13 protein-coding genes are annotated in these 14,108 nt (G+C 32.8%); 12 read left to right on the top strand and 1 reads right to left on the bottom strand.

Annotation, left to right across the window (positions count from 1 at the left end):
• The first annotated feature begins 98 nt into the window (after nucleotides 1–98).
• The 6 genes from ACZ451_RS10760 to ACZ451_RS10735 all read left to right on the top strand — a co-directional run bounded on the left by ACZ451_RS10760 (nucleotide 99) and on the right by ACZ451_RS10735 (nucleotide 8,043).
• The gene (locus ACZ451_RS10760; RefSeq protein ID WP_464212256.1) at nucleotides 99–4,277 is read left to right on the top strand and encodes a beta strand repeat-containing protein; all 4,179 of its coding nucleotides are present in this window, start codon (nucleotides 99–101) and stop codon (nucleotides 4,275–4,277) included.
• 2 nt (nucleotides 4,278–4,279) lie between these two features.
• Nucleotides 4,280–5,440 carry a gliding motility-associated C-terminal domain-containing protein gene (locus tag ACZ451_RS10755; protein ID WP_464212254.1) on the top strand — a complete coding sequence of 387 codons (1,161 nt, stop codon included), beginning with the start codon at nucleotides 4,280–4,282 and terminating at the stop codon, nucleotides 5,438–5,440.
• Nucleotides 5,441–5,565: 125 nt separating this feature from the next.
• Nucleotides 5,566–5,997, top strand: coding sequence for a GNAT family N-acetyltransferase (locus tag ACZ451_RS10750; RefSeq protein ID WP_464212252.1), 432 nt, complete (start codon nucleotides 5,566–5,568; stop codon nucleotides 5,995–5,997).
• A gap of 29 nt (nucleotides 5,998–6,026) precedes the next feature.
• Complete coding sequence (locus ACZ451_RS10745; protein WP_464212250.1) at nucleotides 6,027–6,767, top strand: M15 family metallopeptidase; 741 nt, start codon at nucleotides 6,027–6,029, stop codon at nucleotides 6,765–6,767.
• 204 nt (nucleotides 6,768–6,971) lie between these two features.
• Nucleotides 6,972–7,739 carry a M48 family metalloprotease gene (locus ACZ451_RS10740; protein ID WP_464212248.1) on the top strand — a complete coding sequence of 256 codons (768 nt, stop codon included), beginning with the start codon at nucleotides 6,972–6,974 and terminating at the stop codon, nucleotides 7,737–7,739.
• A 136-nt stretch (nucleotides 7,740–7,875) separates the two neighbouring features.
• Nucleotides 7,876–8,043, top strand: a complete 168-nt coding sequence (locus ACZ451_RS10735) for a DUF6747 family protein (protein ID WP_464212246.1) — start codon at nucleotides 7,876–7,878, stop codon at nucleotides 8,041–8,043.
• 111 nt (nucleotides 8,044–8,154) lie between these two features.
• Here ACZ451_RS10735 and ACZ451_RS10730 read toward each other — a convergent pair whose 3' ends face one another.
• Entirely contained in the window at nucleotides 8,155–8,553 is a 399-nt protein-coding gene (locus ACZ451_RS10730) for an ankyrin repeat domain-containing protein (protein WP_464212244.1), read from the bottom strand.
• Between the two features lie 239 nt (nucleotides 8,554–8,792).
• Here ACZ451_RS10730 and gpmI point away from each other — a divergent pair, with 239 nt between their 5' ends.
• From gpmI to ACZ451_RS10700, 6 genes are all read left to right on the top strand, one after another.
• Nucleotides 8,793–10,295 carry a 2,3-bisphosphoglycerate-independent phosphoglycerate mutase gene (gene gpmI, locus ACZ451_RS10725; RefSeq protein WP_464212242.1) on the top strand — a complete coding sequence of 501 codons (1,503 nt, stop codon included), beginning with the start codon at nucleotides 8,793–8,795 and terminating at the stop codon, nucleotides 10,293–10,295.
• Nucleotides 10,296–10,310: 15 nt separating this feature from the next.
• A complete protein-coding gene (locus tag ACZ451_RS10720; protein ID WP_464212240.1) occupies nucleotides 10,311–11,105 on the top strand; it encodes an ABC transporter substrate-binding protein in 795 nt (264 codons plus the stop codon).
• Between the two features lie 93 nt (nucleotides 11,106–11,198).
• The gene (locus ACZ451_RS10715; RefSeq protein WP_464212238.1) at nucleotides 11,199–11,945 is read left to right on the top strand and encodes a hypothetical protein; all 747 of its coding nucleotides are present in this window, start codon (nucleotides 11,199–11,201) and stop codon (nucleotides 11,943–11,945) included.
• 130 nt (nucleotides 11,946–12,075) lie between these two features.
• On the top strand, nucleotides 12,076–12,882 hold the full coding sequence (gene map / locus ACZ451_RS10710) for a type I methionyl aminopeptidase (RefSeq protein ID WP_464212236.1): 807 nt from the start codon (nucleotides 12,076–12,078) through the stop codon (nucleotides 12,880–12,882).
• A gap of 54 nt (nucleotides 12,883–12,936) precedes the next feature.
• Nucleotides 12,937–13,311 carry a GxxExxY protein gene (locus tag ACZ451_RS10705; protein WP_464212234.1) on the top strand — a complete coding sequence of 125 codons (375 nt, stop codon included), beginning with the start codon at nucleotides 12,937–12,939 and terminating at the stop codon, nucleotides 13,309–13,311.
• 29 nt (nucleotides 13,312–13,340) lie between these two features.
• Nucleotides 13,341–14,105, top strand: coding sequence for a class I SAM-dependent methyltransferase (locus ACZ451_RS10700; protein WP_464212232.1), 765 nt, complete (start codon nucleotides 13,341–13,343; stop codon nucleotides 14,103–14,105).
• Nucleotides 14,106–14,108 lie beyond the last annotated feature (3 nt).

The following is a 14,108-nucleotide window of genomic DNA, read 5'->3' as shown; positions in this document are numbered from 1 at the left end:
TGATTAACTATTTTTTTGTAATAAATTAGTTTTTAATATGTAATATACCCGTTATATTAGGAGACTATACCTAAGTTACACTCATTAAATTGCTGATGATGAAAATTATTAAAATTTGTATTGTTTTTCTTTTTTTAAGTACTACTGTATCTATGCTTGGGCAAGTAAAAATTGGAGACAACCCCCAAGATATAAATCCATCTTCTTTACTAGAACTAGATAGTCCTACAAAAACCTTAACCCTTACCAGAATTACTACAGCAGAGATGAATGCTATTGTGAATCCTTCAATAGGTGCTTTGGTTTATAATAGGGAAACAAATTCTGTGCATTACTTTAATGGTACAGATTGGATTAATGTTAGTACTGCTTTTAGTGATTTGATTAGTTTTACATCTAATCGAAATGCTCCTCGTCAAATTGATAATACTATATTAATTAATCCAAATGCTACTAACACTGAATTTAATCTTGAAGTAGGCATTATAAGTGGTGGCCCTGATAATATTGCTCCCGGTACTATAGTATCTGAAAGTATAGGAGATTCTGAGATAACACCAGGTAAGATTGCTGATGGTGCTGTGAGTAGTGATGAAATATTAAACGGATCAATACTAGAAGAAGATATCTCTCCTGGAACTAGTGGTAATGTGTTACAAACCGATAATTTTAATAATGTTATTTGGGATTTTTTAGATGCTGAAAGTATTATTGGAGCAGATCTCTCAGCTAATGATGGGTCTATTACTGTTAACAATGGTATTGGAGCTACTTTAGTTAATACTAATATTATTGTTGCTCAAGATGGTATTACTACAGATAAAATTTTGGATGGTGCTATTACTACTATTGATATTGAAGATGATGCCATAGATAGAACTAAAATAAATGCAGATGTAGCAGGAACAGGGTTAGCACAAAACGCTAATGGCTCTCTAGAACTGAATCAAGATTTAGTACTTAGTGGTACAATCCTAACTTTAACTGGGGATGCTACCGATACTGATTTAAGTCCTTTATTTCAAGACATTCAAAACCTTGGTGTATCTGGAAGTACATTAACCGTTGGTATTGAAAATGGGGCTAGTGATGCTATTGATTTAGATCCATTTTTTGCAACACAAGATGAGCTTACTGCTTTAAGCGGTACTTTATTAAATACCGATTTAACACTCTCTGGAACAATTCTTTCTCTTACTGATCAGGCTGGTACCTTAACTGAAGACCTAAGCCCACTTCTACAAGATATTCAAAATATTGCAGTATCTGGTAGCACATTAACCGTTGGTATTGAAAATGGAGCTAGTGATGCTATTGATTTAGATCCTTTTTTTGCAACACAAGATGAACTTACTGCCTTAAGCGGTACTTTATTAAATACCGATTTAGCACTCTCTGGAACAATTCTTTCTCTTACTGATCAGGCTGGGACATTAACTGAAGACCTAAGCCCACTTCTACAAGATATTCAAAATATTGCAGTATCTGGTAGCACATTAACCGTTGGTATTGAAAATGGGGCTAGTGATGCTATTGATTTAGATCCTTTTTTTGCAACACAAGATGAACTTACTGCCTTAAGCGGTACTTTATTAAATACCGATTTAACACTCTCTGGAACAATTCTTTCTCTTACTGATCAGGCTGGCACCTTAACTGAAGACCTAAGTCCTCTCTTTCAAGACATTCAGAATATTTCAGTATCTGGTAGCACATTAACCGTTGGTATTGAAAATGGAGCTAGTGATGCTATTGATTTAGATCCTTTTTTTGCAACACAAGATGAACTCACTGCTTTAAGCGGTACTTTATTAAATACCGATTTAGCACTCTCTGGAACAATTCTTTCTCTTACTGATCAGGCTGGTACCTTAACTGAAGATCTAAGCCCTCTCTTTCAAGACATTCAGAATTTAAGCTTATCTGGTACTATGCTTACTGTAGGTATTGAAAATGGGGCCAGCCAAACTGTAGAACTTGCTACGCTAGACACACAAGATTTAGCACTTAGTGGTACTATTTTAAGTTTAACTGACGGAGGATCTGTTGATTTTGATACAAACTTTGTTACTGAAAATGAATTGGTTGCCCTAAGTGGCAGTGGCATCAATACTGACTTATCATTATCAGGAAGCATATTAACCGTAACTGATTCCGGTGGAGGTGAAACTGTAGATTTAACACCACTTAATCAAGATTTAAGCCTTAGTGGAACTGACTTAACATTAACTAACGACCCTACTGCTGCTCCTGTTGATTTATCTCCATTTGTGAATAATGATACCAACGAAATTCAAACTATAAGTCTTAGTGGAAATAACTTAACGATCCTAAGTGGAAATACTATTGATATTAGTGCTATTGATGATCAGGATTTAAGCCTTAGCGGTACTGACTTAACATTAACCAATGACCCTACTGCTGCTCCTGTTGATTTATCTCCATTTGTGAATAATGATACCAACGAAATTCAAACTATAAGTCTTAGTGGAAATAACTTAACAATCTTAAGTGGAAATACTATTGATATTAGTGCTATTGATGATCAGGATTTAAGCCTTAGTGGAACTGACTTAACATTAACTAATGATCCTACTGCCGCTCCTGTTGATTTATCTCCATTTGTGAATAATGATACCAACGAAATTCAAACTATAAGCCTTAGTGGAAATAACTTAACAATCTTAAGTGGAAATACTATTGATATTAGTGCTATTGATGATCAGGATTTAAGCCTTAGTGGCACTGACTTAACATTAACTAACGACCCTACTGCTGCTCCTGTTGATTTATCTCCATTTGTAAATAATGATACCAACGAAATTCAAACTATAAGCCTTAGTGGAAATAACTTAACGATCCTAAGTGGAAATACTATTGATATTAGTGCTATTGATGATCAGGATTTAAGCCTTAGCGGTACTGACTTAACATTAACTAACGACCCTACTGCTGCTCCTGTTGATTTATCTCCATTTGTGAATAATGATACCAACGAAATTCAAACTATAAGCCTTAGTGGAAATAACTTAACGATCCTAAGTGGAAATACTATTGATATTAGTGCTATTGATGATCAGGATTTAAGCCTTAGCGGTACTGACTTAACATTAACTAACGACCCTACTGCTGCTCCTGTTGATTTATCTCCATTTGTAAATAATGATACCAACGAAATTCAAACTATAAGCCTTAGTGGAAATAACTTAACGATCCTAAGTGGAAATACTATTGATATTAGTGCTATTGATGATCAGGATTTAAGCCTTAGCGGCACTGACTTAACATTAACTAACGACCCTACTGCTGCTCCTGTTGATTTATCTCCATTTGTGAATAATGATACCAACGAAATTCAAACTATAAGTCTTAGTGGAAATAACTTAACGATCCTAAGTGGAAATACTATTGATATTAGTGCTATTGATGATCAGGATTTAAGCCTTAGCGGCACTGACTTAACATTAACTAACGACCCTACTGCTGCTCCTGTTGATTTATCTCCATTTGTGAATAATGATACCAACGAAATTCAAACTATAAGCCTTAGTGGAAATGAACTAACTATTTTAAGTGGAAATACTATTGATATTAGTGCTATTGACGATCAGGATTTAAGCCTTAGTGGCACTGACTTAACATTAACTAATGATCCTACTGCTGCTCCTGTTGATTTATCTCCATTTGTGAATAATGATACCAACGAAATTCAAACTATAAGCCTTAGTGGAAATGAACTAACTATTTTAAGTGGAAATACTATTGATATTAGTGCTATTGACGATCAGGATTTAAGCCTTAGTGGGAATAATTTAACACTAACAAACGATCCTACTGGAACACCAATTAACATTCCAAATCTAGCAACAACCGATTTAACATTAACAGCAAATAGAAACCATGATTTAGCAGGTAATAACATCGTTTTTAGTGGTTCTGGAAATGTTGGAATTGGAACAGGAGCACCAACTTCTACATTACAAACAGGAGGCTCTTTTGCAACAGCAATAACTAACATAACTACAGGCAACTTTATTATTAATGAAACTCACCATACAGTAATATTAAATGCAGGTGTAACATCAGTAACTTTACCTGGAGCTGATCCAACTAACAATTTAGGCAGAATATATATTATTAAAAATATTACAGGAGGTGCAATACCAATTTCCAATACCAATTATATTCCATCTACAAGTACAACCCCTATAACAACTTTACCTATTGGTATAACTCAATTACAAAGTGATGGTGCAAACTGGCAACAAATCAACTAAAAATGAAAAACTACAGCTACATAATCGTTTTCTTTTTAGGCGTTTTTGCAAATGCACAAACTGGCCTATACCATGCTGGAGGGATGCATGTACATGGGGATGCAGAAATTGGTTTTCACACCAATTTTATCAATGATGCGCCTTTTACGCCTGGCACTACCAGCACCAGTCTCATTGGTTTTTATGGAGCAGAATTTTTAGGGATTTCTGGTACTACTGTTCCTGTTTTTTATAATCTAGAAATTTTTGCAGAAAATGGAGTATCTATAAGTACTTCTATAAGTGTTGTTAATGAAACCATGTATTTTCAAGGAGATATCATTACACCAAAAAATCTGTCGAATATTTATTTTGAACAATTAGCCAATTCTATATTCAATGGAGAAAGCGATGATTCTAAAGTAAATGGTTATGCACAAATGAATAATGAACAAAACTATACCTTTCCTATTGGTGATGAAGATCTTTTAAGACCCCTTATTTTAAATTCGGATGCTGTAAACACCACAGCAAAATGTGCTTATTTTTTAGAAGACCCTAATGATCCTAATTCGTTTTCAGCTTCCTTTCCTACAAATGCATTGCAACGCCAATTATCTTTAGTAAATACAAGAGAATTTTGGAGCTTAGAAAGTAGTATCCCCTCTAGAGTAACACTAACTTGGGATAGTAGAAGTGATATTGCAGCACTAACTGATAAAATAGAGGATTTATTAGTAGTAGGTTGGAGTAAAGCAGACCAGCAATGGGCTATTTTAGGAAATACTGCCGTAAATGGAGAGCCTGAAAATAGTGGTTTTATTATGTCTGAAACTTTTGTGCCAGACGATTTTGAAATTTTAACTATTGGCTCCTTATTAGTACCCAAAGAACGCTTAACATTAGATAATTATTTAGTTACTGCTAACGGGGATGGTGTTAATGATGCACTAGTAATTGAAGAATTAGAGCTATCGCCAAATAATACTATTCAAATTTTTGATCGGTTAGGACTAAAGGTTTTTGAACAAGAAAATTATACCAACCAATTTAATGGTTTTGCTAATGTAGGCAGCTTCGTTCCTGCACAGCAACAAGGCCTCCCTACTGGGATTTATTTTTATATTGCAGAATTAAAAGACTTAGGCTTTTCTTACCAAGGTTTTCTTTACTTAAGCAGATAAACAAGTAGTTTTAAGTTTTGACTAAAAAACTAAGCGCTTAAACAACTACCTAAATATTACAATAAAAAAGATTTATTTTATCTTTATAAAACAATACTTTTACCTATACATCAGTTTAGTTATAGATGATTAAGTGCATTACAGCTCTGGAAACTTATACCGTTCGCCATCCTATTTTAAGAAAAGGCAGGCCTTTAAGCTCCTGCGCTTTTAATGGAGACGATTTAGACAGTACATTTCATTTAGGCTATTATAAAAAAGAACAATTGGTGGGTGTTAGCTCTTTTTACCATCAAGACCATACGGCATATGGTTTTACCAATGCCATACAGTTAAGAGGCATGGCCGTTTTAGAAAACCATCATGGTTCTGGATATGGAAAGCAGTTACTTTTACATGGAGAAAAGCTATCAAAAGAAAAAAATAAAAGTACTGTATGGATGAATGCTAGAGAAATTGCTGTAAATTTTTATAAAAAACTAGGATATACAACTATTGGTACTGTTTTTGAAATACCTTTAGTGGGCAAACATTATGTAATGTTTAAAAAGATTTAAAAAGCATATCAATATAAATACCAAACCAAATGAAAAGAAGATCCTTTATACAAAAAAGCAGTGCATCTGCCTTAGCAGTTACGGTTTTACCTAATCTTGCATTTTCTTCTTCACAAGATTTAGGCTATACGCTTGAAGAACTTATGGGAAAAGCAGATATTGAACTCTTTGGAAAAGGCATTAACTTAAAAGAAGAAGCACACGATGCCTTTATTGAAATGAAAAGAAAGGCCTATTCTTCTGGTGTAGATTTAAAAGTAATATCGAGCTATAGAAGTTTTGACCGGCAGCAAACCATTTGGGAAAATAAATTTATTCGCTTTACTGATGATAATGGAATGGAACCATTAGATGCTATTAGTAAAATAATAGAATACTCTACTATTCCTGGTACAAGCAGACATCATTGGGGAACAGATATAGATTTGGTAGATGGTTATAAAAAAGTAAAAGGAGATGTTTTAGTCCCTTCAAAATTTGAAGAAGGTGGCCCATATGAAGATTTCAAAAAATGGATGGATGAAAATTCTGAAAAATATGGATTTTATTTGGTATACACCAACAAACCAAAAAGACGTGGTTTTAAATATGAACCCTGGCACTATAGCTATGCTCCAATTTCTATACCGATGTTAGAAGCCTATAGACGTATAAATATTCTTAAAATATATAGAGAACAAGACTTTTTAGGCTGCGAACATTTCACTTCTGGATTCTTAAGGGGTTATATTAGTGACAATATTTTAGATATAAATCCTAAACTTTTATAAGTGATTTTTGTAATTTAGAGAAAATTGAAGGTAATTTAATCTTTTGTTTAAAACCAAAAATGACGTCATTTAGAGCCAGATGAAGCTATTTTTAATTGTACAGTATTAACTACAGCATCTAAAAATAGTGAAACCGGTTTGCAAAATGCAAAATTTGTTGGTAGAATAAAAAGTTGAAATAATTTCAATGATAAACACACCATTATGAGAAATAGAGGCAGTTGGAAAATACGTATTTTTATAGGTATTGCCATTGTTGGTTTTGCATTTATTCAGCGTTGCAGCAACAAAGAAGAAAATCCATACACCAAAAGAGTTCAAAATATAAACATGTCATCTGACCAAGAAATTGCTATTGGTTTACAGAGTACACCACAACTAACAGCACAATATGGCGGTTTATATCCAGACAGTAGAATGCAATCTTTTGTTGATGCTGTTGGTCATAAACTAGTGCAGAATAGTATTGCCAGAGAAACGCCATATCAATACGAGTTTCATTTACTAGCAGATGCTAAAACCATAAATGCATTTGCACTTCCTGGAGGGCAAATATTTATTACCTATGCGCTTTTCTCGCAATTAAACGAAGCACAATTAGCAGGTGTATTAGGGCATGAAATTGGACATGTAATTGGCAGGCATTCTGCTGAACGTATTGCTGATAGTAGTTTTTGGAAAACAGTTTCCATGGGAGCGTCAGTGGGTGCAGATGCAGGAAACATTGTAAATGGGATAGGACAAACTACTTTACTAAAAAATGGGCGTGGTGATGAATTGGAAAGTGATGATCTTGGTGTACTTTTTATGATCCAGTCTGGGTATGACCCGTATGAGATGATACAAGTAATGAAAATTCTAAAAGCTGCCGCCGGACCAAACCGTACCCCAGAATTTCAAAGTTCTCATCCAGATCCAGAAAATAGGATAGAAGAGATCAAAAAAGCCATAAAAAGATACCAAGGACAATAAAAAGATGCATTTCATCTAAAAAAAAGAAATCCTTGAGTCCCTTCGCTTTATTTTAATAAATTTGTGTAATATCCCAAGGATTACTCAAATATTTAACCATTATAGCTTTGATTTATAAACACTTAAATGAAACTATATGGGAATTTTTTTACACTTTAAAAATGCTTATTTACAAGCATTTGAAGATTGCAAGCCTGAATTTTTAGTGGTTATATTAAAAATATACACATTATTCAGCGTACTTATGATTTCTTTGGCACTCTATGCATTTATATTCAGAGTCGCTACAGGATTCGAATTTTAATTGCTCCTTTTTTATAAAAGAACACTATAAAGAAACAGCAAAACATACAAAATTAAAGCGCCTATTTACATTTGCAAATAGGCGCTTTATAGTTTTTAAAAGATGAATAAACTACTTTCTCTTTTTCTTCCAATTTTTTTCAATAACCGCCATAGCTTCTTTAGCATTAGATAATGTGGCATGCTTTTTAATTGAATAGCCTTTTTTACACTTAATTTTTAAATCTGCTCCTTCGGCAATAAGAAACTCTAAAATTTCAACTTTGTTGTAACGTGCTGCAAAAATTGCTGGTGTCATCCCTAAAGATTTTTGATTCACATCTTCTCCTAGATTTACCATCTTTTTAACCATTTCTAAATCTCCTTTAATAATAGCCTTACAAAAAGAATTAACACTAGTTACATTTCTAAAATTAACACTTGCTTCTACTACATTTGTGCTTTCAGAAGCTTTTACATTAGTTGCACACAAGGTTAAACCCATTACTGCAATTGCGATTGTTTTTCTCATGATGATTGATTTTAATTGATGAATAATTTTGTTAGATTAATTAATAATAAATTTTGATTATACTATATAGACTACGCTTATCATTTTTTGTTTCATCATTTTCTATCAAATAACATTTTTTTAACATTTAAGTACAGAAATAGGTCAAAATAAAGAATAGTATCAGAGAAAAATAACAGCTATTCTTTAGTTAATCGATTCAATTCCTATTATTTTTGGATTTTTAAAAACCTGAATAGATGAATAAAAAAGTAATATTGATGATTTTAGACGGATGGGGCACATCCCCAGACCCTAAAGTTTCTGCAATTGATAACGCCAATACTCCTTATATAGATGCTTTATACCATACCTACCCAAATGCAGCCCTACGAACCGATGGCCTAAATGTTGGTTTACCAGAAGGACAAATGGGAAATAGTGAAGTAGGTCATATGAACTTGGGTGCTGGCAGAATTGTCTATCAAGAATTAACCAGAATTAATCTAGCTGTTCAGAATAATACCCTAAAAGATGAAAAAGTTCTCGTTGAAGCTTTTAATTATGCAAAGACCAATCAGAAAAAAGTACACTTTTTAGGCTTATTAAGTGATGGTGGAGTACACTCTCATATTAACCATTTAAAAGGTTTTCTAACTGCAGCGAATGCTAGTGGTTTAGAAGATGTATTTGTACATGCTTTTACAGACGGTAGAGATGTAGATCCTAAAGCAGGTGCATCATACCTCCAAGATCTTCAAGAACATATGGCAAAAACTACTGGAAAGATTGCTACAGTTACGGGAAGGTATTATGCCATGGACAGAGATAATAGGTGGGAGCGTGTAAAACTTGCCTATGACGTTATTGCAAAAGGTATTGGCGAACCTACAGATGATGTTCTAACCACCATGCAATCTAACTATGAAAATGATATTACAGACGAATTTATAAAACCCTTAGTAGTTGCTGAAGAAGGTATTGTTGAAGAAAATGATGTAGTTATCTTTTTTAATTTTAGAACAGATCGCGGAAGAGAATTAACAAACATGCTTTCTCAGAACGATTTTGCGGAACATAACACCAAAAAGCTGCAACTACATTATGTTACTATGACGAATTATGATGATAGTTTTAAGGGTATCAATGTTATTTTTAATAAAGATAATATTACAGAAACCATTGGTGAGGTGTTAGCCAATGCAGGAAAAAAACAAATTAGAATAGCAGAAACAGAAAAATATCCTCATGTTACTTTCTTCTTCTCTGGTGGACAAGAAGAACCTTTTGAAGGGGAAAGCAGAATTTTAAGAAATTCTCCTAAAGTAGCAACCTATGATCTTAAACCAGAAATGAGTGCTTACGAATTAACGGAAGCTCTAGTAGAAGATTTAAAAAAACAAGAAGCCGATTTTGTATGCCTTAATTTTGCCAATGGAGACATGGTTGGGCATACAGGGATAATGGATGCTGCAATAAAAGCCTGTGAAGCTGTAGATATCTGTGTAAAAAATGTAGTTGAAACTGGTTTAGCCAATGGTTATTCTACACTATTAATTGCAGATCACGGAAATTGCGAAACCATGATTAATCCTGATGGTTCACCGCATACAGCACATACAACCAATCCTGTCCCTATTATTTTAATTGACAACCAATTAAAAGAAATTAAAGATGGGGTTTTAGGAGATGTTGCCCCAACCATATTAAAAATGATTGGCGTAGCACAACCAGCAGCTATGACTTGCACCCCCTTAGTTTAAATCATATACATGCAAATGAGTATAAAGGATCAAATGGGTAGGTTAATTAACTTACCCAAAAATCCTAGCCGAATAATTTCTTTAGTCCCCTCACAAACAGAACTTTTAGTAGACTTAGGCTTAGAAGACAAAATAGTTGGGCTTACAAAATTCTGTGTACACCCTAAACACCTTAGAAAATCTAAAAAAATAATTGGCGGCACTAAAAATCCTTCATTTGAAAAAATAAAGGAACTTCAACCAGATATTATTCTTTGCAATAAAGAAGAAAACACCAAAGAAATTGTAACACAATTAGCCAAGGAATATCCTGTACATGTTTCTGATATAAAAACTATAGCAGATACATTAACTATGATTGAGCAGTATGGCATCATTTTTAACTGTCAAAAGAAAGCACTACAAATAAACACGGCTATAAAAGAGCAATACGATAATTTTAAGATAGTTGTAAAGCATCAACCCAAAAAAGAAGTGTTTTATTTTATTTGGAAAAACCCATGGATGAGCATCGGAAATGACACGTTCATTCATCACTTATTAGAAATCAATGGTTTTCTTAATATACAGAAAGATAAACAACGTTATCCAGAAGTTTTAGCGTCAGAATTTAAAGCATTAAACCCAGATTTGGTGTTTTTATCTTCCGAACCTTATCCTTTTAAGGAAAAACATAAACAAGAACTGCAACTTCATTTTCCAAAAGCAAAAATTGTATTCGTTGATGGCGAATACTTTTCTTGGTATGGTTCTCGATTGCTTTATGCATTTGATTATTTTAAAAAATTACATAAAGAAATAATCATTTAATCTCGTATTTTAAACACAACTATAACGTCAAAATAAAACTAGCTATTGAGCGTTATATTTTTTATTAATCGATAATCTTAAAATAATTTTATTATGCTTAAAAAAGCGCTGTTCTTTTTATCTCTTTTCATCGTATTTACTTCCATATCTTATGCGCAGCAGTCATGTTTGCTAAAAAGATTTAAAAAAATAGAACATGATTCATTTAAAAAGAAAGATATTGTTACAAATTATACTTTAGAATACAACAAAGAAAAGAAAATAAGTTATTTATATTTTTTTAATGGGGAAGAATCTCTAAAATTTGATTACAATGAAAATAGCATAAAAATAACTTGGACTGAAGAAGGCAAATATTACATTCATTATATTTTAACAGACAAACAACTTTTAGTCTTTGAAGATGAAGGCGAAAGTGATCCTAAAAATGCTGACGAAGTGTATGACATAAAGTATAAAGACAGAAGACTCACTGAAGTTAAAATTAGTGATACTGAAATCAGTTCTTATTCTTGGGAAGGAAATAACATCTCTAAAGTTACAGACGAAGATATAGACGGGACTTCGACTTCGGTTTATGAAGACATTTATGAATACCACAAAAGCCCCAACCCCTTTAAAGCATTAGAAAGTCTATGCTTTATAGATCTTTCAAGTCAGAATTTTATACCTCTAGAATTAGGATTGACCGCAGATACTCTAATAAGCATTACAGATAAAAGAACTATAGAAGGTAAGGTAACAGAAAAAATAATTGATTATAAAGCAAAATTTAATGCAGAAGGTTGTCTTGAAGAAATTCGTGATGACAATGTCATATATAAATTGTTTTATGAATAAACTTGGCGATCATCTATATTTAATTAAGCTAAAAATATTGATTTATCCCTTAATATTATAAAGATGTAGTTATACTATATCTTTTTTTTGTATTGATTGGTTTTTATATTTCGTAGTATCTTTGCAACTTATGATTATAGTAAAAACACCAGAAGAAATAGAATTGATGCGAGAGAGTGCATTAATCGTTTCTAAAACCTTAGGAATGCTTGCAGGTGAAGTAAAACCTGGGGTAAGTACTTTGCAGTTAGATGCACTAGCAGAAACCTTTATAAGAGATCATGGCGCTGTACCTGGTTTTTTAGGCTTATACGATTTTCCAAACTCACTCTGTATGAGTCCCAATGCACAAGTAGTTCATGGTATACCCAATAATACGCCATTAGAAAATGGTGATATTATTTCTATTGATTGTGGTGCATTAAAAAATGAGTTTTATGGTGACCATGCCTATACGTTTGAGGTAGGCGAAGTAGCACCAGAAACCAAAAAATTACTAGACATTACCAAACAATCTTTATATGTTGGTATTAGAGAATTTAAAATAGGAAACCGTGTGGGTGATGTAGGCTATGCTATTCAAAAATTTACAGAAGATCATGGCTATGGAGTAGTTCGTGAACTTGTAGGCCATGGCTTAGGAAAAAAAATGCATGAAGCCCCAGAAATGCCAAATTATGGTAAAAGAGGAAGGGGCAAAAAGTTTATAGAAGGGATGGTGGTAGCTATTGAACCTATGACCAATTTAGGAACACGCAGAATTAAACAATTAAAAGATGGTTGGACTATTTTAACGGCAGATGGAAAGCCTAGTGCCCATTTTGAACATGATGTAGCTATTGTTAATGGAAAACCTGAATTATTATCTACTTTTAAGTATATCTATGATGCCTTAGGGATTGTGAGTGATGAGGAAAATGAGTTTAGAGCTAAATAGAATTGTATACCATCTAACTGACACGAATTACACTAATTTTCACTAATCTTTTTTATGGCTGATATACTTCACAAAGATGAATCTTATTATATTATAGGCTTATGTATGGAAATACATAATGAATTAGGTAAAGGATTCAGTGAAGCTGTATATGGTGATGCACTGGAATTAGAATTAAAATCGCATGGGGTTCCCTTTAATAGAGAAGTTAGATTTCCAATAGACTATAAAGGTCAAATTTTAAAACATCAATATATTGCAGATTTTGTATTAGACAATAAAATAATATTAGAATTAAAGGCTATTCAAAAACTAAATAATGCTCATACCAAACAAACACTTAATTATTTAGCTGCATCGAAGCTTCGTCTTGGTATTCTTATTAATTTTGGCGAAGATAGTCTAACTTACAAAAGAGTTGTGCTATAATAAATAATCAGTGAAAATTAGTGTCATTAGTGTCAAAAATTTTTAAATTAATACTCAACCTTTTCCCTAGAACTTTGTTAATAAAGTTTAGTTATCTAATAAGACCTATATTAGCTTTTTTTATGAAAGGAAATAGGTATACAGATCCTATAGATGGAAAAGGGTTTAAAAAATTTCTACCATATGGATACGAAAGTCCGCGCGAAAATGTATTATCACCCTCTACACTATCATTAGAACGTCATAGACTTTTATGGCTCTATTTAACAAACGTAACCAATTTTTTTACAGCTAAACTAAATGTTTTACATTTTGCTCCTGAGCAAGCCTTCTATAAACGTTTTCGGAAATTAAAAAATATCTCTTACACCACTACAGATTTAAATTCTCCTTTAGCAGATGTAAAAGCTGATATTTGCAATTTACCTTTTAATGATAATTCTTATGATGTTATCTTTTGTAATCATGTACTTGAACATATTCCGGATGATACCAAAGCCATGCAAGAATTACACAGAATTTTAAAACCTGGTGGATGGGGTATTTTTCAGATACCACAGGATTTAAAAAGAGCTACAACTTTTGAAGACAATAGCATTACTGATAAAAAAGAACGTGCTAAAATATTTGGGCAATACGATCATGTTCGTATATATGGAAGAGATTATTTTGATAAACTACGAAGTATAGGCTTTAAAGTAGACGAAATAGATTACACCAGTACGATGCCTCTAGAAGACATAGATACCTATCGTTTGGCGAAAGGTGAAATTATTCCAGTAGTTTATAAATAAAAA

The organism is Allocellulophaga tsushimaensis (genome assembly GCF_055383085.1).
The sequence above is the reverse complement of the archived record's forward strand: the minus strand, read 5'-3'. Positions and strand labels throughout refer to the sequence as shown.